Annotated in this window: 20 protein-coding genes and 1 tRNA gene; 8 read left to right on the forward strand and 13 right to left on the reverse strand. The window is 60.1% G+C overall.

From position 1 onward, the window contains the following. Positions 1–207: 207 nt before the first annotated feature. From FG13_RS13295 to FG13_RS13330, 7 genes are all read right to left on the reverse strand, one after another. Positions 208–930, reverse strand: coding sequence for an ABC transporter ATP-binding protein (locus FG13_RS13295; RefSeq protein ID WP_152598918.1), 723 nt, complete (start codon positions 928–930; stop codon positions 208–210). An 11-nt stretch (positions 931–941) separates the two neighbouring features. Beyond that, on the reverse strand, positions 942–1715 hold the full coding sequence (locus FG13_RS13300) for an ABC transporter ATP-binding protein (protein WP_034747484.1): 774 nt from the start codon (positions 1713–1715) through the stop codon (positions 942–944). Between the two features lie 12 nt (positions 1716–1727). Then, positions 1728–2945, reverse strand: coding sequence for an ABC transporter permease subunit (locus FG13_RS13305; RefSeq protein WP_035821542.1), 1218 nt, complete (start codon positions 2943–2945; stop codon positions 1728–1730). 22 nt (positions 2946–2967) lie between these two features. Beyond that, positions 2968–3897 carry a branched-chain amino acid ABC transporter permease gene (locus FG13_RS13310; RefSeq protein ID WP_034747477.1) on the reverse strand — a complete coding sequence of 310 codons (930 nt, stop codon included), beginning with the start codon at positions 3895–3897 and terminating at the stop codon, positions 2968–2970. A gap of 295 nt (positions 3898–4192) precedes the next feature. Then, positions 4193–5140 carry a 4-hydroxy-3-methylbut-2-enyl diphosphate reductase gene (ispH, locus tag FG13_RS13320; protein ID WP_035821545.1) on the reverse strand — a complete coding sequence of 316 codons (948 nt, stop codon included), beginning with the start codon at positions 5138–5140 and terminating at the stop codon, positions 4193–4195. 12 nt (positions 5141–5152) lie between these two features. Further along, complete coding sequence (locus FG13_RS13325; RefSeq protein ID WP_034785165.1) at positions 5153–5608, reverse strand: FKBP-type peptidyl-prolyl cis-trans isomerase; 456 nt, start codon at positions 5606–5608, stop codon at positions 5153–5155. Between the two features lie 118 nt (positions 5609–5726). Next, positions 5727–7577 carry a LamG-like jellyroll fold domain-containing protein gene (locus FG13_RS13330; protein ID WP_035821547.1) on the reverse strand — a complete coding sequence of 617 codons (1851 nt, stop codon included), beginning with the start codon at positions 7575–7577 and terminating at the stop codon, positions 5727–5729. 244 nt (positions 7578–7821) lie between these two features. On the opposite strand from FG13_RS13330, the gene radC reads away from it, so the two are divergent. The 3 genes from radC to rpmG all read left to right on the forward strand — a co-directional run bounded on the left by radC (position 7822) and on the right by rpmG (position 9179). After that, positions 7822–8496, forward strand: coding sequence for a RadC family protein (gene radC / locus FG13_RS13335; protein ID WP_035821549.1), 675 nt, complete (start codon positions 7822–7824; stop codon positions 8494–8496). Positions 8497–8752: 256 nt separating this feature from the next. Next, entirely contained in the window at positions 8753–8989 is a 237-nt protein-coding gene (rpmB, locus tag FG13_RS13340; RefSeq protein WP_010400928.1) for a 50S ribosomal protein L28, read from the forward strand. A 22-nt stretch (positions 8990–9011) separates the two neighbouring features. Next, positions 9012–9179: a 50S ribosomal protein L33 gene (rpmG, locus tag FG13_RS13345; RefSeq protein WP_010400929.1), complete on the forward strand. Its 168-nt coding sequence runs from the start codon at positions 9012–9014 to the stop codon at positions 9177–9179. 137 nt (positions 9180–9316) lie between these two features. Here rpmG and FG13_RS13350 read toward each other — a convergent pair whose 3' ends face one another. The 5 genes from FG13_RS13350 to FG13_RS13370 all read right to left on the reverse strand — a co-directional run bounded on the left by FG13_RS13350 (position 9317) and on the right by FG13_RS13370 (position 14647). Beyond that, on the reverse strand, positions 9317–10486 hold the full coding sequence (locus tag FG13_RS13350) for a DesA family fatty acid desaturase (RefSeq protein ID WP_416208709.1): 1170 nt from the start codon (positions 10484–10486) through the stop codon (positions 9317–9319). 172 nt (positions 10487–10658) lie between these two features. Further along, positions 10659–12017 (reverse strand): mechanosensitive ion channel family protein, encoded by a 1359-nt coding sequence (locus FG13_RS13355; protein ID WP_035821553.1) that lies wholly within the window; start codon positions 12015–12017, stop codon positions 10659–10661. Between the two features lie 125 nt (positions 12018–12142). Continuing rightward, on the reverse strand, positions 12143–13462 hold the full coding sequence (locus FG13_RS13360; protein ID WP_035821554.1) for an RsmB/NOP family class I SAM-dependent RNA methyltransferase: 1320 nt from the start codon (positions 13460–13462) through the stop codon (positions 12143–12145). Positions 13463–13483: 21 nt separating this feature from the next. Continuing rightward, complete coding sequence (gene purN, locus FG13_RS13365) at positions 13484–14092, reverse strand: phosphoribosylglycinamide formyltransferase (RefSeq protein ID WP_035821555.1); 609 nt, start codon at positions 14090–14092, stop codon at positions 13484–13486. A gap of 156 nt (positions 14093–14248) precedes the next feature. Then, the gene (locus tag FG13_RS13370) at positions 14249–14647 is read right to left on the reverse strand and encodes a barstar family protein (RefSeq protein WP_034747450.1); all 399 of its coding nucleotides are present in this window, start codon (positions 14645–14647) and stop codon (positions 14249–14251) included. A 400-nt stretch (positions 14648–15047) separates the two neighbouring features. On the opposite strand from FG13_RS13370, the gene FG13_RS13375 reads away from it, so the two are divergent. From FG13_RS13375 to FG13_RS13395, 5 genes are all read left to right on the forward strand, one after another. After that, entirely contained in the window at positions 15048–15560 is a 513-nt protein-coding gene (locus FG13_RS13375) for a glycine zipper 2TM domain-containing protein (protein ID WP_034785134.1), read from the forward strand. 97 nt (positions 15561–15657) lie between these two features. Further along, positions 15658–16446, forward strand: coding sequence for a spermidine synthase (locus FG13_RS13380; protein WP_035821557.1), 789 nt, complete (start codon positions 15658–15660; stop codon positions 16444–16446). A gap of 47 nt (positions 16447–16493) precedes the next feature. After that, positions 16494–18248: a GspE/PulE family protein gene (locus FG13_RS13385; protein WP_035821560.1), complete on the forward strand. Its 1755-nt coding sequence runs from the start codon at positions 16494–16496 to the stop codon at positions 18246–18248. Positions 18249–18316: 68 nt separating this feature from the next. Beyond that, positions 18317–18392 (forward strand) — tRNA-Lys (locus tag FG13_RS13390). Between the two features lie 104 nt (positions 18393–18496). Then, positions 18497–18907, forward strand: a complete 411-nt coding sequence (locus tag FG13_RS13395) for a hypothetical protein (RefSeq protein ID WP_035821563.1) — start codon at positions 18497–18499, stop codon at positions 18905–18907. Positions 18908–18910: 3 nt separating this feature from the next. On the opposite strand, the gene FG13_RS13400 is transcribed toward FG13_RS13395, so the two are convergent. Beyond that, positions 18911–19414 (reverse strand): hypothetical protein, encoded by a 504-nt coding sequence (locus tag FG13_RS13400; RefSeq protein WP_035821566.1) that lies wholly within the window; start codon positions 19412–19414, stop codon positions 18911–18913. Position 19415: the final 1 nt, after the last annotated feature.

Genomic DNA, 19415 nt, shown 5'->3' on the forward strand with positions numbered 1-19415 from the left:
ATGCTATGCAAGGCGCTCGCTGCGACGCAGTGCGAGCACTGCTAGCAGTGAGTAACGCCGCAGAGCGCCGGTTATGGAAGTCAGAAATCACAATAATTTATTGGGGGTTACTTTAATACCAGCTCCTCCAGGCATCCATCCCGTACTTCCCCGACGGATGCCATTATGCCCCAGCCTGGCTGGGGCATTTTTTATGCCTGATCCCTTCTACTCCCCCAGATACGCCGCCTTCACGCGCGGGTCGTCGAGCATGGCGGCCGCGTTGCCGCCCATGGTGACCAGGCCGGAATCCATCACATAGCCGCGGTGCGCCGCCTGCAGGGCCAAACGGGCGTTCTGTTCGACCAGCAAGATCGTGATGCCCTCGGACGACACCTTGCGGATCACTTCGAAGATTTTCTCGACCATGATGGGCGACAAGCCCATCGAGGGCTCGTCGAGCAGCAGCAGCTTAGGATGGCTCATCAGGGCGCGCGCCATGGCCAGCATCTGCTGCTCGCCGCCCGACAGGGTGCCGGCCATCTGCGCCGCCCGTTCCTTGAGGCGCGGAAAGACATCGAACCAGCGGGCGATGTCATCCTCGACACCGGCCTTGTCCGTGCGCGTGTAGGCGCCCATCATGAGGTTTTCGCGGATCGACATGCGGGTAAACACCCCCCGCCCTTCCGGCACCATGGCCAGCTTTCTTTCCACCAAGTGAAATGATTTCGTGCCCTTGAGCGATTCGCCCAGGTAGCTGATCGTGCCCTCGATCTTGCATTCAGGCAAAGTCCCCGTGATGGCTTTCAAGGTCGTCGTCTTGCCGGCGCCATTCGCGCCGATCAGGGCGATCAGCTCGCCCTGGTTGACTTCCAGGTCGATGCCTTTCACGGCCTTGATGCCGCCGTAGGCCACGTGCAGGCCCGATACCTTCAATACATTCTTGTTCAAGCCATCGTTACTCATGCGTGCGACCCTCCCAGATAAGCCTCGATGACGGCCGGGTTTTGTTGTATTTCGGCCGGCAAGCCTTCCGCGATGCGCTTGCCATACTCGAGCACCGTGATGCGGTCGCACAGTCCCATCATCAGTTTCACGTCGTGCTCGATCAACAGCACGGTCTTGCCTTCGGCCTTGATTTTTACCAGCAACTCGCGCAGGGCCAGCTTTTCCGTCGCGTTCATGCCGGCCGCCGGTTCGTCGAGGGCCAGCAGTTGCGGATCGGTGGCCAGCGCGCGGGCGATTTCCAGGCGCCGCTGGTCGCCATACGACAAAAAGCGCGCCGTGCGGCTGGCGAACTGGGCAATGCCGACGAAGTCGAGCAGTTCCATCGCCCGCTTGCGGATCGACGCCTCTTCCTCGCGCGCCGCCTTGTGGCGGAAGATGGCGCCGAACACGCCCTGGTGCGAGCGCACATGGCGCCCCACCATGACGTTTTCCAGCGCCGTCATGTCGCCAAACAAACGGATGTTCTGGAAGGTGCGCGCAATGCCCGCCTTGGCCACCTTGTGTGGCGCGGACGGCGAATACGGCTTGCCGGCCAGCTCGAAGGTACCTGTATCAGGCTGGTACAGGCCGGTGATGACGTTGAAAAACGTTGTCTTGCCGGCGCCGTTCGGGCCGATCAAGCCATAGATTTGCCCTTGCCGGATGGTGATGCCCACGTCGGTCAGCGCCTGCAAGCCGCCAAAACGCTTATTTACGCCGGCAATATTGAGAATGATCTGTTCGCTCATGCTATTCCTCCCTTAAGCGGACACGACGCCGGTGGATTTGTTCGGCTGGTCGACGTCGTGGTCGGGCCGGTCTTCATGCTTCGGCGATGGCCACAGGCCGGCAGGACGGTTGAGCATGATCAACACCATGGCCAGGCCGTACAGCAACTGGCGCAGCACTTCCGCCTCGATCACCACGTGGCCGAACAGCGTCTGCTGGGCCGGCTCCACCACGTGGCGCAGCACTTCCGGGATCGAAGCGAGGATCACGCCGCCGAGAATCACGCCGGGGATATGGCCGATGCCGCCCAGCACCACCATGGCCAGCACGGCGATCGATTCCGTCAAGGAAAACGATTCCGGCGAGACAAAGCCCTGGAACGAGGCAAACATGGCGCCGGCCACGCCGCCGAACGAGGCGCCCATGGAAAAGGCCAGCAATTTGACGTTGCGCGTGTTGATGCCCATGGCTTTGGCGGCGATCTCGTCTTCGCGGATGGCCACCCAGGCGCGGCCCAGGCGCGAATGCTGAAGCCGCTTGGTTACGAACACGACAGCGATGCACAGGAAGAGGAACAAAAAGTAATAGGCGTTCACGGACGGCATGGAAAAACCGGCCACCGTGACGGTGCTGTTGGTGCCCGCCTCGCCCGCCAGGTTGACGCCGAAGATGCGGATCGGATCGATCAGATTGATGCCTTGCGGCCCGTTCGTGAAATTGATCGGGTCATTCAGATTGTTCATGAAGATGCGGATGATCTCGCCAAAGCCCAGGGTCACGATGGCCAGATAGTCGCCGCGCAGCTTCAAGGTGGGCGCGCCCAGCAAGGCGCCAAACAGGCCGGCCACGGCAGCGGCCAGCGGCACGATGATCCAGATCGACAAATGGATGCCATTCTCCCGGATTTCCGGCCCCATCAGCTGCACCAAGGTTTCTCCCAGTACCGGATACTGATTCACCACCGATTCGAGCAGGATGGCGAACTGGGGCGACGCCAGCAAGGCCGTCAGGTAGGCGCCCACGGCGTAGAAGGCGATGTAGCCGAGGTCGAGCAGGCCGGCAAAGCCGACAACGATGTTCAAGCCCAGGGCCAACATGATGTACAGCAAGGCCATGTCGATGATGCGCACCCACGAGTTGCCGAACTGGGCGGCAAAAAACGGGAACACCATCAGCAGCGCGGCCAGGCCCAGCATGCCGGCATAGGCTTTGGTCGGATTTTTCTTAGCGTCAAAATCGAGTAGTGCCATGATTTAATCTCCCAGTTTCACATCAGGCACGGTCGGCCACTCGTTCGCCCATGATGCCGGACGGGCGCAAGGTCAGCACGATGATCAGCACGACGAAGGCAAAGATATCCTGGTAGTGGCTGCCCAGGAAACCGCCCGTGATGTCGCCGATATAGCCGGCGCCCAGGCTCTCGATAATGCCCAGCAAGATACCGCCCAGCATGGCGCCATAGATATTGCCGATGCCGCCCAGCACGGCCGCGCAAAACGCTTTCAAGCCGGGGATGGCGCCCATGGAAAATTGAATGGAGGCATAGTTGGCGCCCCACATCACGCCCGCCACGGCCGCCAGCGCGGCGCCGATGGCAAAGGTGGCTACGATGACCTTGTCGGAGTCAACGCCCATGAGCCCTGCCACGCGGGGGTTTTCCGCCGTGGCGCGCATGGCGCGGCCCATCCGTGTTTTTTCCACCAGCAACACCAATCCGCCCATCGACAGCGCGGCCAGGGCCAGCAGCAGCACTTGCGTTTGCGAAATCACGGCGCCGCCTATGTTGATGGGGTCGGTCGACAGCAATTGCGGGAAGGGCAAGGGATTGCGCGTCCAGATCATCATGGCGAAGGTTTGCAACAGGATGGAGACGCCGATGGCGGTAATCAGGGGGGCGAGGCGGGGGGCGTTGCGCAGGCGGCGGTAGGCGACCCGCTCGATGATGATGTTGACCAGAATACAGATGGGAATGGCGCCGAGAATGGCGGTGGCCAGTTTCAAATAGCCGGGCCAGTCCGGCACATAAATGCCCAGCAGTTTGAGGATGGTCAGGCCCACCATGGCGCCGATCATGAGCACGTCGCCGTGGGCGAAGTTGATCAGGTTCAGAACGCCGTACACCATGGTGTAACCGAGGGCGACTAAGGCATACATGCTGCCCAACACCAAGCCGTTAATGATCTGCTGGATGAATGTATCCATGATTGCCCTATCAAATATGCATTTTTCGGGAACAACTTCCGCCAGAACATGTCGCTGATACAAAAACGGCACCGGAGGAAGAATTCCTGCAGTGCCATCCCTGGACCGTTCTCACCAGCATGGTGCACGCACTCAAAACGGGCGTGACCTTGCTTAGTCATAACGACAACATATTCAAGCTTGAGGCAATCATAACGATCTTTTGCAAAAACTAAGCTTGGAATAAATCGATCATTTCCGAATTAAATTCGGTTTTGAGGTAACTATTTCACCGATACGCAATTGTCCCACCGACTCAGGCGACGTCGCGCTTGATGCCATCGAGGCCTTTCGGCATCGGGAACGTGACGGCTTCCTGCACGCCGTCGAGCGGGCGCACGCTCTTCACGCCGCACTCTTTCAAACGGTCGATGACGGCTTGCACCAGCACCTCGGGCGCCGAGGCGCCAGCCGTCACACCCACGCGCAGCTTGCCTTCCAGCCAGGCAGGGTCGATTTGCGAGGCATTGTCGACCATGTAGGCAGGCGTGCCCATCTTCTCGGCCACTTCGCGCAAGCGGTTCGAATTCGAGCTGTTCGGGCTGCCGACGACGATCACCACTTCCACTTGCGGGGCCATGAATTTCACGGCTTCCTGGCGGTTCGTGGTGGCGTAGCAAATGTCGCCTTTTTTTGGCTCGGCGATATTCGGATATTTCGCTTTCAAGGCCGCAATAATGTCGCTAGTGTCGTCAACTGACAACGTTGTTTGCGAAACATAGGCCAGGCTTTCCGGATTGGCAACCTGCAATTTCGCCACATCGTCGAGCGTTTCCACCAGATGCATGCCCATATCGGCCTGGCCCATCGTGCCTTCCACCTCGGGATGGCCATCGTGGCCGATCATGATGATCTCGCGGCCTTCGCGGCGCATCTTGCCCACTTCCATGTGCACCTTGGTGACCAGCGGGCAAGTCGCGTCAAAAATGCTCAGGCCGCGCGATTCCGCCTCGGCGCGCACGGCTTTCGACACGCCATGGGCGGAAAACACGAGCGTATTGCCAGCAGGCACGTCATCGAGGTCGTCGATGAAGATGGCGCCCTTGTTGCGCAAGTCGGCCACCACATAGGCGTTGTGGACGATTTCATGGCGCACATAGATCGGTGCGCCAAATTGCTGCAAGGCGCGTTCGACGATTTCAATCGCCCGGTCGACGCCAGCGCAGAAACCGCGGGGCTGGGCCAGTAACAGTTCTTTATCCATCGCTATTCCTTTTTACAGCACCGAAATGAGCTTGACTTCAAAACGCAGCGGCTGGCCGGCCAGCGGATGGTTGAAGTCGAACAGGGCCGAATCGTCGCGCATTTCGCGCAGCACGCCGGCAAAGCGGCCGCCGCCCGGCGCGGCAAAGTCGACCAGGTCGCCGATCTTGTAGTCGGCGCCTGGCACGGAGTTTTCGTCCAAGGTTGCGCGCGAAACGGACTGCACCAGCTCGGGATTGCGCTCGCCAAAGCCTTCGCCGGCCGCCAGCTCGAAGGTCTGGTGCGTGCCTTCAGGCAAGCCCAGCAGACGCTGCTCAAGGAATGGCGCCAGCTGGCCCTGTCCCAGCATCAAGGTCGCGGGATTGCCGCTGAAGGTCGTGACAATGTCAGTACCGTCAACAGTGGCAAGACGATAATGCAGGGTGAGGTAAGCCGCTTCGGTGACGACTGCTGGTTGCTCGTTGGACATAGTAGTTTTCAAGTAACTGGTGCAAAACGATATTGTAAGCCACCCTGAGCCAGCGCGCCCCATGCCATCTCGGCGCGGCCGTGCTTTTGTCAAAAAACATGGCCGCGCGCCCTGTCACTTATCCGACGTTGACGTACGTCAACCCGCCAGGCGTGCTGGCGTGATTGCCGAAGCCCGAGCTGTCTTCCAGATCGCCATCGAGCTTCCAGCGCCCCACGGGCCGGTGCACGATGCCATACTGGCCATAGTCATACACTTCCTTGGGCGTCAGCACGCGGTCGTACAGGATGACGTCCGACAACTGCCAGGCGGGCGCACCCTGCTCCAGCGCATCCACGGTGCGGCCGATCACCAGGGGCGCGCCGATGGCCTGCACGAACGGCGTCACCATCTTGCTGCCCTGCGACATCAGGAAATCGTCGACGTACAGGCTGATGGAACCATCATGCTTGACGGTGTAGGTGCAGCGAAACCAGCGGTTGGCGCTATCCACGTTCACGCCGTGACCATTGTTATTGAAGCCCGCACCAGCACTGTTGAGCAGGAACAGGAACGTCTGGATATCCTGCGTCAGCAGCGTCCATCCTTTCAGGTTCGCCTGACGCGCGACAAAAGCCCCACCCCGGCCCACCATCGTGGAAAATGCCTGCTGCCGGATACAATACGACAGCGAGAAATCGGCGCTCTCATAGCGCACGGACGACGGCACGGTGAGCATCAGGCCCGGCTGGAATTGCAAGGTTTTCTTTACGCCGAAGCAAGGCGTGGGCGGCGCCGGACGCATGGCATCTTCGCCGCGCAAGGCGTCCCAGACAGCCTTGCGTCCGTTGCTGTAGGCCGGCGTCTCCACCAGGTTCAGTCCGTCGACCTCCATGGGCTTCCCCCCATTCCAGTCCCAATAGCACGCCAGTTGCACGCCCGTACGGCGTATGGCGCTCAGCAAGGCATGCAAGTTGTCTTGCCGTTCGGTATCTTGCAACGCCAGCTCCTGCTTTTGCGACAGGCAAAAGCTGCCAAGGTAATACGGCTTGCCCAAGGCATGTGCGGCACGCTGCATCACTTGCAGGTAAGCGAGCGAAGACGAGACGAAGTCGGCCGGCAAATCCGCGCTGCTGCCCAGGGCGCTGCTGACATATTCATTACCCGGGAACAGGTTTTCACAAAGACAGTCGACCGGATCCGGATTTACGAATGGCAAGGTTTCCGTGACGTATTGCTGCAAGGATCCTTGACGGGGCGAAGTATGAGCGATGCCGGCATTACCGGAAGAAATCATGCGCGCCAGACCATCGTTGTCACGCAGCAATTGCGCCGTCTCCTGGATGATTTCCCGGGTAGCGGTCAAGCTGATCCCGGTCACGCCCATCAGTTCCTGCGCAGCCATCCAGGCGGCGATGCCCGCGTGGTTGCTGTAGTGCTGCGCAAAAGCCTGCGCAAAAGCACGCATATAGCGGCGTGTTTTCGACTGTGGATTGACCAGTGCGACCCGCGCAACTGCGGCCTGCTCGTCTTTTGTAGCGCCCGCAGGGCCCGCCTCGCCCACCAATTGCGGCACGGCGTAGGGATTCCAGAATGGGCAGGCGATGATGCCGATGCCATTGGCCAGCGCGCAATCGAGCAGCGCCGTTATGGCAAGCCAGTACGAATCTTTGATATTCACATCGGTTAGCGTGTTGTCGGTTGCGAACTTTGGCTCGCCAACAACTTCGCCCCAGTTCCAATAGCCATCCTTGCCCTTGAAAGGCGCCAGCATCACCTGGAGGTACTTGAAGCCGTTGGCGGCAAGATACGGCAAATCGGTGCTGTAATCGGGAGTCTTCGGGTCCGGAGCGAGCGGTGCGTTAACGCTCCATTGACGGTGTTCCAGATATGCATGCGCATTGAGGCCGATGCCGCTGACCTTGCCCGTATTGACGCCGGCGGCGTTGAACTCTTGCATGACTCCATTGATAACTTTGATGTACGGCATGACGACTCCTGTAAAACAAGTGGAAGACATTGAGTTCAGGGCCCTGACTCCCCGTCGCTGCAACTTGCATGGAATGCAACGACAGGCAAATGATAGCGCCTGAAAATGGCCGGGCCGGGCATCTTGGTTTTTGTTTTTTTACCATGAACCGACATAAAGACGAGCTAGCGCAGCATGGCCGCCCGGGGAAGGCGCGACAATCATCGGCAGGCGCCACGACCAGCTGGGCGCGACGGGAGGCAGCATGGGCATCAAGGATTGGCCGGCCGGCGAACGGCCGCGCGAACGCCTGATCGAGGACGGCGCGCAGTCGCTGTCGGACGCGGAATTGCTGGCCGTCTTCCTGCGCACGGGCGTGCGCGGCAAGAGCGCCGTGGAACTGGCGCGCGAAACGGTCGAGCACTTCGGTTCGCTGCGCGGCCTGTTTGGCGCCAGTCTCGTGAGTTTTTCCGCAGTGCACGGCATGGGCAGCGCCAAGTTTGCCCAGCTGCAAGCGGTGCTGGAACTGGCGCGGCGCGCCATCATCGAAGACTTGCAGGCGGGGCAAGCCCTCAATTCACCGCACGCCGTCAAAGACTATTTGCGCCTGACCCTGGGCCACCTGGCGCATGAAGCATTCCACGTGTTGTTTTTGGACGTCAAGAACCGCCTGATCACCAGCCAGGAAATGTTTCGCGGCACCCTCACCCACACCAGCGTGTATCCGCGTGAAGTAGTGAAACAAGCGCTGCTGCACAACGCGGCCAGCGTCATGCTGGCGCACAACCACCCGTCCGGCACGCCGGAACCGAGCGAATCGGATCTGCTGCTCACGCGCGCGCTGGTGCAAGCGTTGTCGCTGGTGGATGTGCGCATCCTCGACCATTTCGTCGTGGCCGGGCGGCAAGTGCATTCGTTCGCGGAACATGGCCAGATCTAGCGGATCTCGCCCGGCGCCGCTCAATTACCAGTTAACCATGTGTAAACAAGGACATACGTGACAGCCCCAAGACGCTTATCTAACAGTAAACAGCGCTGTTTACCAGTGCTTTCCCCTATGGCGAAGGGTAAAAGTCAAATTGTTAAATTATTTCAATACAACATGACACAATTGTTTTTCGCAAGTCATTGATAAATCGGCTTATTTTGGATATACTCTCGTTTTTCCAATTTGGAATATCTTTAAGGAGTGCGCCATGGCACGTGTTTGCCAAGTCACTGGGAAGAAGCCGATGGTCGGCAACAATGTTTCCCATGCAAACAACAAAACCAAACGTCGTTTTTTGCCTAACTTGCAGAATCGTCGTATTTTTGTTGAATCTGAAAACCGCTGGGTCTCCCTGCGTTTGTCCAACGCCGGTCTGCGCGTCATCGATAAAGTCGGCATCGACGCCGTATTGGTCGATATGCGCGCTCGTGGCGAAAAAGTCTAATTAGCAGAATAAGGGAGCTATCATGGCAAAATCAGGCCGCGACAAAATCAAGTTAGAATCGACCGCCGGTACGGGTCACTTCTACACGACTACCAAAAACAAGCGTACGACGCCTGCGAAAATGGAGATCATGAAATTTGATCCTAAAGCACGCAAGCACGTCACGTACAAAGAAACCAAAATCAAGTAATTGATCTTGTGTTCTGTAAAAAGAGCCGCTCCGATGAGCGGTTTTTTTTCGCCCTGATTTTCGGCCGACTCTCTTCATTTGTACCGACGAAAAAAAAGCCCTGGAAACCAGGGCTTTTATCTGCTGCTGCAGCTTACTTATGCATAGCTGCGCAGGCGCAAGGAGAAATCCTGCAACGACTTGATGCCCGACGCTTCGGCGCGCGTGCACCAGTCTTGCAGCTTTTGCAGCAACTGTTCACGCGTAAAGTGCGAACGTTCCCAGATGGCGCCCAGTTCCACGCGCATGTGGTGCATGGTTTCCAGCGCCTTACTATGCTGGAACAATTCCGACAACTGCTCGTGGTGCGCATCGGCCAGCTTGCCCGGTTCGCGCTGCATCAGTTTGCGCGACGATTTCAGGAAGCGCTTTTCCAGCTCAGCCTTGTGCTTCAGGTGTTCCAGCTCTTCCTTCCAGGCATGCTTGATCGATTTTGCATACTTGGCCATCACGTCGTAACGGTTGGCGATGACCGACTGCAAGGTCTCGAAGTCCGCTTCCAGCTTACCGTGCGAGAACTTCGGTTCCGGCGCCAGCTTTTTCACCTTGGCCAGGCCCAGCATTTCCAGCGCGCGGATATATGCCCAGCCGATATCGATTTCATACCATTTCGACGACAGCTTGGCCGACGTCGCATACGTATGGTGATTGTTGTGCAACTCTTCGCCGCCGATCAGGATACCGAAGGGAATGATGTTGGTGGCCGCATCGGCGCAGTCGTAGTTGCGGTAGCCCCAGTAGTGGCCGATGCCGTTGATGATGCCGGCCGCCGTGATCGGGATCCACATCATTTGCACGGCCCACACGGAAATGCCGATTACGCCGAACAAGACGAAATTGATGACGAACAGCGATACCACGCCCAGCCAGCTGTATTTGGTGTACAGGTTGCGCTCGATCCAGTCCGTCGGCGTGCCGTGGCCGTACTTGGCCATGGTTTCCATGTTCTTCGATTCAGCGCGGTACAGCTCGGCGCCTTCCCAGAACACTTTCTTGATGCCGCGCGTCACGGGGCTGTGCGGATCTTCTTCCGTATCGCATTTGGCATGGTGCTTGCGGTGAATGGCGGCCCATTCCTTGGTGACCTGGCCCGTCGTCAGCCACAGCCAGAAACGGAAGAAATGACTAGGGATGGCGTGCAATTCCAGCGCCCGATGGGCCTGGTGGCGGTGCAGATAAATCGTGACGCTGGCGATCGTGATATGCGTGACCACCATGGTGTACAGGAAAACTTGCCATGCGGACAGATCGGTAATGCCAGTTGCCATGAACTGCAAAACGTCGTGTAAAACGGAACTCAATGTCATTACTACTACTCCAAGTGGACAGGGCGTGCGCACGGTCGCTCCAGTGACTCTGGAGGTCCGGCAGAGTTAATTTTAGGCGTGATTGTACGCCCTAATGGGTATTCTCAGGCAAAATCGGAGGCAGGCAGCGAGGTTAAGGCTGGGTGCCGGATGGGGCGGACTCACCCTCTGCCGCGCCCGCGAGCGGGGCAGGAGGCGTACCAACAATACGCAATTCGCGTTGCGGAAACGGTACAGTGACCTTATGTTCCTGCAAGGTGCGCCAGATGGCGCGGTTCACATTCGACTTCACGCCGCCGGTGCCGTTTTCCGGGTCCGCGATCCAGAAGCCGATCTGCACATCGAGGCCGTCGGCGCCGAAACGCACGAGGGTGGCCGATGGCGGATTGCTTTGCGACACACGCGGCACCTTGGCCGTCGCCGCTTCCAGCAAGGGGAAGATGACATCGAGATCCGTTTCATAGCCCACCGACACGGCCGTCGACAGCCAGACCATGCGGTTGCTCAGCGACATGTTCTGCACGCCGCCGGAAATCAGCATTTCATTGGGCACGATGGATTCAACGCCATCGCCACCCAATAACACAGTATAGCGCGTATTGATTTGCGTGACCTTGCCCGTAAATTGACCCACCGTAATCATGTCGCCGATGGTGAGGCTGCGGTCGAGCAGGATGATGAAGCCGGAGACGAAGTTCGCGGCGATCTTTTGCAAGCCAAAACCGAGCGCCACGCCGAAGGCGCCGCCAAACACGGACAGCACCGTCAGGTCGATGCCCACCAGCGACAGGCTGACCAGCACGGAAACAAGAATCAGCACGGCGCGGCCCATGCGCGACATCACCACCCGCAAGGAGGTGTGCAGGCCCTGCATTTTCATCAGGCGCTCGTCGAGCGAGGTGCCGGCCCACATGGCCAGCACCAGCAGCACGGCCACAGAAATAGCGGCTTGCAAGATGGCAGCCACCGATACTTTATTGCGCCCCAGCGGAACGACGATGCTTTCCAGGAAGGTATGCAGTTCCGGCCACAAACCAGTGATGTACAGCGCCATGCCGGCCCACACCACCACCGTGAAGATCTTTTCCAGCAACAACATGGTCGGGCTGATGTCGCCGTGGCGGGCAAAAATGCGGCGCAGCACATAAAAACCGAAGCGCACCAGCGCCATCGAGGTGCACAGGGGAATGGCGATGCTCAGCAGATTGACCGACTGGAACTTGACCAGGAAATGCTGCGCAATGCCCAGCAGCATGGCCGCCAGCACAGGCGTCAGGATGCGGATGAAACTATCGGTGCGCTGCAGGGTTTCCGGCGTGGCCGGTGTGGCGGCCGCTTCCGCCCGCTGGTGCAGGAACACGCGCAACTGCCGCACCAGCAGCCAGCTCAGCGCCAGGCAGCCGACGATGACCAGCGCCTGCCACAGAATGGCAGGTTGGCGGAAATCGTTGACAAAATCAGTGATCAGGTTGAGCAGCGGGGTTTCATTCATGGCGGATGGAGTCAGGAAGATGGTGCGGGGAAATAACCGGGCGGGGTGCCCACAGCGTGCGCCAGACTGGCTGGCGCAAGTGCTTGGCCACCGCTGCGATGCTGCAGCGGCGGCCCGTGACTAACTTATTCGGCTTGCTCTGCGTCAGCGTCGTCGGCCGGCTTTTCATCGGCGTAGACTTTTTTCGGCATGACCTTGCGCTCGAACACGGCGGCGAAGAAGCCGTCGGTCTGGTGCAGGTGCGGCAACAATTTCAGGTAGTCGCCCATTTCCAGCTCGATCTTCTGTTCGGCCAGCACTTTGCTCATCGGCACCAGGGTGAAGTCAGGGTTCGCCGCCAGGAATTGCTCGGCGATAAAATCGTTTTCTTCGTTCAGGAAGCTGCAGGTGGCGTACACCAGGCGGCCGCCGCCTTTGACCAGGCGCGCCGCGCCGGCCAGGATGGCTGCCTGCTTGGCTTGCAGCTCGACGATCGAGTTCGGCTGCTGGCGCCATTTCACGTCCGGATTGCGGCGCAGGGTGCCCAGGCCGCTACATGGCGCATCGACCAGCACGCGGTCGATCTTGCCGGCCAGGCGCTTGATCTTGGCATCGCGCTCATGCGCGATCTGCACCGGATGCACGTTCGACAGGCCGCTGCGGGCCATGCGTGGCTTCAGCTTGGCCAGACGCTTTTCCGACACGTCGAACGCGTACAAACGGCCCGTGTTGCGCATCAGCGCGCCCAATGCGAGCGTCTTGCCGCCCGCGCCGGCACAGAAATCGACGACCATCTCGCCGCGCTTGGCGCCGACGATTTGCGACAGGATCTGGCTGCCTTCATCTTGCACTTCGATGGCGCCGCTCTGGAACAAAGGCAGGTTTTGCAACGATGGCTTCTTGATCACGCGCAAACCCAGCGGCGCGAACGGCGTTGGCGTGCTGAGGATCGGCGCTTCGGCCAGGGCCAGCATCACGTCGTCACGCGTGGCCTTGAGCGAGTTCACGCGCAAGTCCAGCGGCGCCGGCGCGTTCAGCGCATCGGCCAGCTTCATGGTTTCCGCTTCGCCGAACTGGGCGATCAGCTTGTCGAACAGCCAGGTCGGCATGTTGGCGCGCATGTTCGACGGCATCAGGCTGCGGTCGATCTGCGTGATACGTTCCAGCCATTCCACTTCTTCTTCCGTCAGGCCGCCCAGGGAGTCCGCACCGACGGCTTCGGCCAGGCCGAGGATGGTCAGGCGGCGCATGGTGGGGCCACTGCCCGCTTCGGCGAAGTCCGTGAAGAACGATTTGTTGCGCAGCACGGCATAAATGCCTTCGGCGATGGCGCCGCGTTCGCGCGAACCGAGGCGCGGATGGTCGCGGAAATAGCGCGACAGGGTGGTGTCGGCCGGGGCCGTGAAACGTAAAATTTCGCGCAATACTTCTTCAGCATTGGCAAGTATCGCTGGTGGCAATCTCATTGTTATTCTTCCTGTAATATTTTATTGAGGGTCCACGCGGACCTGGCCATGCTCGACTGACAGTTTATCGTCAATGAACAGGCGGATGGCGCGCGGGTAAAGCAGATGTTCCTGTACCAGCACGCGCGCCGATAAGCTCTCTTCTGTGTCGCCTGGCAAGACGGGGACTGTCGCGCTCGCCACGGCCGGGCCATGATCGAGCTCGGCAGTCACGAAATGCACGGTCGCGCCGTGTTCCGTCACGCCCGCCTCGAGCGCCTGGCGGTGCGTCGCCATGCCCGGGAACAGCGGCAGCAGCGACGGGTGGATATTGAGCATGCGCCCCGCGTAATGCTCGACGAAAGGCGGCGTGAGGATGCGCATGAAACCGGCCAGCACGACCAGGTCGGGGGCAAAACCGTCGATCACGGCTTGCAGCGTCGCATCGAACTGTTCGCGGCTGGCATAATCCTTGTTGGCAACGACTGCCGTCGCTATCCCGTGTTCCGCGGCAAAAACCAATCCCTGGGCATCGGCCCGGTTACTGATGACGGCGGCAATACGGGCTGGCCATTGCTCGGCTTGCGCCGCGCGTACGACCGCTTCCATGTTGCTGCCGCGTCCGGAAATGAGGATAACGATATTTTTCATAGCGCGCATTGTACCCGCTATGGCGATGCGAACCAAGAAAGGCCGGCGATATTGTTGCGCCGCAACATGATCGCACAACAGGCGCTTTCGCCGGACGATGCTGCCTGCCAAGCCGGAAAAAGGCTGATTTTACGCTATCACAACGTGAGTAAGTGTTTACTCGAACGAATAGAAGACGCGGAACGGGACTTTCTTCTCGGCCCAGTAGTCGGCCGCGTCGCGGAACACGTCGAGCAGGATCTCGCGCGCTTCCTTGTCGAATTTTTGCGTATTTGGCAATTGCTCAAGCACCACCAGGAAACCCGTCTGCGTGCCGGCCTTGAACATGGTGTCCGTAAGGCACAGGCGCAGGGCATCGAAATTCTTCGCCAGGTTTTTCGGAAACAGGAATGCTTCTGCAATAATGCCGATGACTTGTTGTTTGGTCTGTCCAGCGTTGCAATGCGCATATAAAAAGTGCTGCCCGAGACGGATCGCCTCGTCTTGTAATTCGGTCACGCGAAAGGCACGGATGGACTGGACAAGGTTGGGCGGCACGGTTAGTAACAAACTCATTTTTCCCTCAAATCGACCTGTTATGTATGGATTGTTCTAGCTGCTCTTCTTATTGCATCCCCGCACGCGGGTCAATGCGCACGCGGTGATTCGATCTGTATCAACTTTTATGCGATTCAGTGCGATTTTATATAAGCCATACGCGTATTAGGGTAACGTGTTGTCCTGCATGAATCAACCCGAATATGATGTCAAACGCAAGATTTGTTACAAACCGCTGGTTTCAAGTCACTTCAACATCTTGTATCGATTGAAAGTGCATGTTACAGACTGTGGGGCAAGGGGCTTGGGCTGTTACATTTTGTTGCCATGCGAAACACTTGCCTTGGTCTGGCGGGATTACTATAGTCCCAAGTTGTAAAAAATACCCTGAAAGATTCTCTAGATAACGAGGTTACAAATGAACTTGCAAGCCAAATTGATGATGTCAGCCCTTTGTATCGGTGCATTGCCACTCGCCCAGGCCGCCGACTTTGAAGATTTCGGCAAGGTCGTGCGCGTCGTGCCGCAAGTGGAACAGATCAACCGTCCACGCCAGGAATGCCGCACGGAATACGTGCAAGTCCAGGCACCGCCGCAGCAGCGCAGCGCTGGCGGCTCCATCGTCGGCGGTATCGCCGGCGCCCTGCTCGGTAGCCAGGTCGGTGGCGGCAATGGCCGTACGGCCGCCGCGGCCGCTGGCGCGATTGCCGGCGCCGTCGTCGGCGACCGTGTCGACAACCAGAACAATTACCAGGGCGGCATGCAGGAACAAGCCGTCAAGCAATGCCGCCAGGTCGACCACTGGGAGTCGCGCAACAATGGCTACCAGGTCACGTACGACTACCGCGGCCGCAACTACACGAGCATCATGTCCTACGATCCGGGCGAACGCATCCGTCTGCGCGTCTCGATTGAACCCGCTCAGCAATAAGCGCAGCAACCGGCCCGTACCATGCCAGCCCCAGTGGCTGGCATTTTTTATGGCGCCCCGGCACGGGCTATAATGCGGCACACTTTCAGGCCGCCTTATGCTTATCAAACGAAAATCCATCGAACAAGTCGAATCCTCGCGCCCGGCGCGCAAGCCCCGCTATGCTCCTGTCACCCTGTCTGAAATGGATGGCGTGCGCTATCTGCATTTCGGCACGGAATGGGTACAGGGCGCCATGCGCATCCGCAAGCCGGACTGGCCGGAACTTGAATACGCGCAACAGATGATGGCGTGGATGCTGTGGATCGAGCAGCCGCAGCGCCTCGCCCAGCTGGGCCTGGGCACGGCCGCGCTGACCAAGTTCTGCTACCGCCAGTTTCCGCAGGCGCAGGTCGAGGCCATCGAATTGAACCCGTCCGTCATCACCATCTGCGCATCGATGTTCAAGCTGCCGCCCAACGACGAGCGCCTGCATGTGCGCGAGATGGATGCGCTCGATTACGTCAACGATGACGCCAACCACGGCACCCTGGACGCCCTGCAGGTGGACCTGTACGACGCCACGGCGCGCGGTCCCGTGCTCGACAGCGCCGATTTCTATACCGCCTGCTGCGCCTGCCTGGCGCCGCACGGCATCATGACGGTCAACCTGTTTGGCGACCACCCCAGCTATGCAAAGAACATCAAGGCGATGAAGTTTGCGTTTGAACAGGTGATCTGCCTGCCGGAAGTCCATGATGGGAACGTGGTGGCGATCGCGTTCAAGACGAAAGTGGCACTCGATGCCGAGGCGCAAGCCGCCCTGCTCGAGCGCGCCAAACAGATCGTCGCCGAGACCAAGCTGCCCGCCAAGTCCTGGGTCAAGGGCATCGTCAGCACCCTGTAACCGCCGGCCTGTCCACGCATGGCCGGCAGCCCGGAAAGGCGCCGGCCATGCCCGCTTCCCCTCCTCCCTCCGACACGCCGCTGCAACTGCCGCAACTGCTGGCCTGGCTGCAGGAAGACGGCTTGCTCGATGCGGCGCAGGCGGCCGCCATCGACGCCCAGGCCGCCCTGCTGCCCGCGCCTGCCTTGCATCCGCTGTGCAACATCGCCCACGGCGCACTGACGCTCGACACCCTGTGCGCCTGGCTGGCGCAACGCTCCAGCCTGCCGTATGTGCGCATCGATCCCCTGCACATCGATTTCAGCCAGGTGGCCGACGTGATGACGGCCGGCTATGCGGCCCGCTTCAACATCCTGCCCGTGGAAAGCACGCTTGAGCGCATCGTCATCGCCACGGCCCAGCCATATGCGCTCGCCTGGCAGACGCAGCTGGGCAACCTGGCGCCGCGCAAACTCAGCCTGGTCATCGCCAATCCGCTGCACATCGCCGACGCCATCACGCAATTTTTCAGCCTGGCCAGCTCCGTCAAGGTGGCCCGGCAAGCGTCTACGCAAGACCTGGCGCTGCGCCAGAATGTCGAACAACTGGTGGAGCTGGGGCGCAACAAGACCAGCGTCGACGCCAACGACCAGCACGTCGTGCGCATCGTCGACTGGCTGTGGCAATACGCGTTTGCCCAGCGCGCGTCCGACATCCATCTGGAACCGAAGCGCGACGCGGGCCTCGTGCGCCTGCGCATCGACGGCCGCCTGCACCAGGCCTACCAGCTGCCGCCCGTGGTACTGCTGGCCATGACGGCGCGCATCAAGTTGCTCGGACGCATGGACGTGGTGGAAAAGCGCCGCCCGCAGGATGGCCGCATCAAGACGCGCAATGCGCAAGGCCAGGAAGTCGAGCTGCGCCTGTCGACCTTGCCCACGGCCTTCGGCGAAAAACTCGTCATGCGCATCTTCGACCCGGAAGTGGCCGTCAAGAGCCTTGCCGAGCTGGGCTTTCCGCCCGCGGACGCCGAACGCTGGCGCCAGCTGACGGCGCGCACGCACGGCATCGTGCTCGTCACGGGTCCCACCGGCTCGGGCAAGACCAGCACCCTGTACAGCACCTTGAAGGCACTGGCCGGCAGCGAAGTCAATGTGTGCACGGTGGAAGACCCCATCGAAATGGTCGAGCCGGCTTTCAACCAGATGCAGGTGCAAACCCAGGCCGGCATCGAACTGTCGTTTGCCGATGGCGTGCGGGCGCTGATGCGGCAAGATCCCGACATCATCATGGTGGGCGAGATCCGCGACCTGGCCACGGCCGAGATGGCCATCCAGGCGGCGCTGACGGGCCATTTGGTGCTGTCGACCCTGCACACCAACGACGCCCCGTCCGCCGTGATGCGCCTGCTGGAACTGGGTGTGCCCACCTATCTGCTGGAAGCGTGCCTGATCGGCGTGCTGGCGCAGCGCTTGCTGCGCTGCCTGTGCGCGGCCTGCAAACAGCTGGACGACGCCCCCGGCGCCGACGCCTGGCAGTGCCTGACGGGCGGCCAGCTGGCACGGCCGGCCGCCGCGTACCGCCCCGTCGGCTGCGCCCTGTGCCGGCACAGCGGCTACCTGGGGCGCGCCGGCATTTATGAACTGCTGAGCGTGACGGAAGCGTTCGGCCAGCTGGTCAAGGCCGGTGCCGACCTGCACGCCCTGCGCCGCCAGAGCATCCTCGACGGCATGACGCCGCTGCGCATCGCCGGCGCCCGTAAAATCATCGATGGCACGAGCAGCATCGACGAAGTGCTGAAGCTCACGGCAGCCCTGCCCTAGCTGGCCAGTACTTTCTCGCAGGAATGCTTTGCATTCTTTTTCAACTGATATATAATGCGGCCTCTTTCGGGTCGTTAGCTCAGCTGGTAGAGCAGCGGACTTTTAATCCGTTGGTCGCAGGTTCGAATCCCGCACGGCCTACCACGAATGCGCAGTACTAAAAAGCCCATCCTCACGGATGGGCTTTTTTCGTTTCCGGCCCTCACGGTTATACTGGCTCTTCGTCTTGCCAGCCCTGAAAGAAACGCATGAAACTTGCCGCCATCCTGTTGCTTGCCACCGCCTGCCTGTCCGTGTCCGCCCATGCTCAAACGCAAACGCCGATCGTGCTCGACGGCCAGTACAGCGCGCGCACGGACGAGATGAGCCTGGAAATCATCGGCAACCGCGTCTGCTTCGCGCCCGACAAGGCGCAGTGGGGCCGTTTGCCGCGCCCTGCCGCCACGCACGCTGTGTGGTTTTGTTTCAGTAACGATGGCGAAGCGCGCCGGCTGCTGCGCGTGCCCGCGCGCCAGGCCGACAATTGCGGCTGGCAGGCGCGTGCGCGCATCGTCATCGACAGCTATCAACCGTATGTGGAGCAAGGCGACGGCAACGACATGGCGCGCCTGGCGTCGGTGGTGAAAGTGGCGCAGCCGAACGCCATCGCCTGCGAATAAACCCTAGTCGAGTTCGTATTCCTCTAAATAACGGGCAAACAAGTCGCCATCGGACAGCGGGCACGCAAACCCCGCGCCCCAGTCGGCCAGCAGCAACTGCTCTTTCAAGGGCAACAGCAACAGCTCGGGCATGGCGTCGCTGCACCACAGGTCGCACACGATGCCCTTGTCGTCCAGGCCGGCAAACAGGGTTTCCGTGTTCTCGCCGCCAAAGGCCAGCACGTTCTTGCATTCCACGCGGTAACTGCTGTAGCCCGTGTAGACGGCGTCATACGGCGGCAAGGCGTCCGCCAGCGCCAGCCGCACCTGGTCCGCCGTGAGGCCCAGCGCGCCCATCTGCGACGGCGGCGCCTCGGGCACGTACATCTGCGTCCAGCCGGCGCCGCTGCGGTGCGCATCGACAAACGCCTCTTGCTCGCCCATCTGCGTCAGACAGTGCTGCAAGTTATCGAGCGGCAGCAGTTCGATCATGCAAAAATCGTCTTCGTGGTAGTACGCTTCCCGCATG

Source organism: Janthinobacterium sp. RA13, from assembly GCF_000745325.1.
Classification (GTDB): Bacteria; Pseudomonadota; Gammaproteobacteria; order Burkholderiales; family Burkholderiaceae_D; genus Janthinobacterium; species Janthinobacterium rivuli.

Coding starts and splice junctions, on each gene's coding strand:
- FG13_RS13305 (WP_035821542.1), bottom strand. CDS start 2,945: ATGGCACTACTCGATTTTGACGCTAAGAAAAATCCGACCAAAGCCTAT.
- FG13_RS13370 (WP_034747450.1), bottom strand. CDS start 14,647: ATGAGTTTGTTACTAACCGTGCCGCCCAACCTTGTCCAGTCCATCCGT.
- rpmB (WP_010400928.1), top strand. CDS start 8,753: ATGGCACGTGTTTGCCAAGTCACTGGGAAGAAGCCGATGGTCGGCAAC.
- FG13_RS13350 (WP_416208709.1), bottom strand. CDS start 10,486: ATGGCAACTGGCATTACCGATCTGTCCGCATGGCAAGTTTTCCTGTAC.
- FG13_RS13310 (WP_034747477.1), bottom strand. CDS start 3,897: ATGGATACATTCATCCAGCAGATCATTAACGGCTTGGTGTTGGGCAGC.
- FG13_RS13325 (WP_034785165.1), bottom strand. CDS start 5,608: ATGTCCAACGAGCAACCAGCAGTCGTCACCGAAGCGGCTTACCTCACC.
- rpmG (WP_010400929.1), top strand. CDS start 9,012: ATGGCAAAATCAGGCCGCGACAAAATCAAGTTAGAATCGACCGCCGGT.
- radC (WP_035821549.1), top strand. CDS start 7,822: ATGGGCATCAAGGATTGGCCGGCCGGCGAACGGCCGCGCGAACGCCTG.
- FG13_RS13375 (WP_034785134.1), top strand. CDS start 15,048: ATGAACTTGCAAGCCAAATTGATGATGTCAGCCCTTTGTATCGGTGCA.
- FG13_RS13395 (WP_035821563.1), top strand. CDS start 18,497: ATGAAACTTGCCGCCATCCTGTTGCTTGCCACCGCCTGCCTGTCCGTG.
- FG13_RS13360 (WP_035821554.1), bottom strand. CDS start 13,462: ATGAGATTGCCACCAGCGATACTTGCCAATGCTGAAGAAGTATTGCGC.
- ispH (WP_035821545.1), bottom strand. CDS start 5,140: ATGGATAAAGAACTGTTACTGGCCCAGCCCCGCGGTTTCTGCGCTGGC.
- FG13_RS13400 (WP_035821566.1), bottom strand. CDS start 19,414: ATGCGGGAAGCGTACTACCACGAAGACGATTTTTGCATGATCGAACTG.
- FG13_RS13330 (WP_035821547.1), bottom strand. CDS start 7,577: ATGCCGTACATCAAAGTTATCAATGGAGTCATGCAAGAGTTCAACGCC.
- FG13_RS13355 (WP_035821553.1), bottom strand. CDS start 12,017: ATGAATGAAACCCCGCTGCTCAACCTGATCACTGATTTTGTCAACGAT.
- FG13_RS13380 (WP_035821557.1), top strand. CDS start 15,658: ATGCTTATCAAACGAAAATCCATCGAACAAGTCGAATCCTCGCGCCCG.
- FG13_RS13300 (WP_034747484.1), bottom strand. CDS start 1,715: ATGAGCGAACAGATCATTCTCAATATTGCCGGCGTAAATAAGCGTTTT.
- FG13_RS13385 (WP_035821560.1), top strand. CDS start 16,494: ATGCCCGCTTCCCCTCCTCCCTCCGACACGCCGCTGCAACTGCCGCAA.
- purN (WP_035821555.1), bottom strand. CDS start 14,092: ATGAAAAATATCGTTATCCTCATTTCCGGACGCGGCAGCAACATGGAA.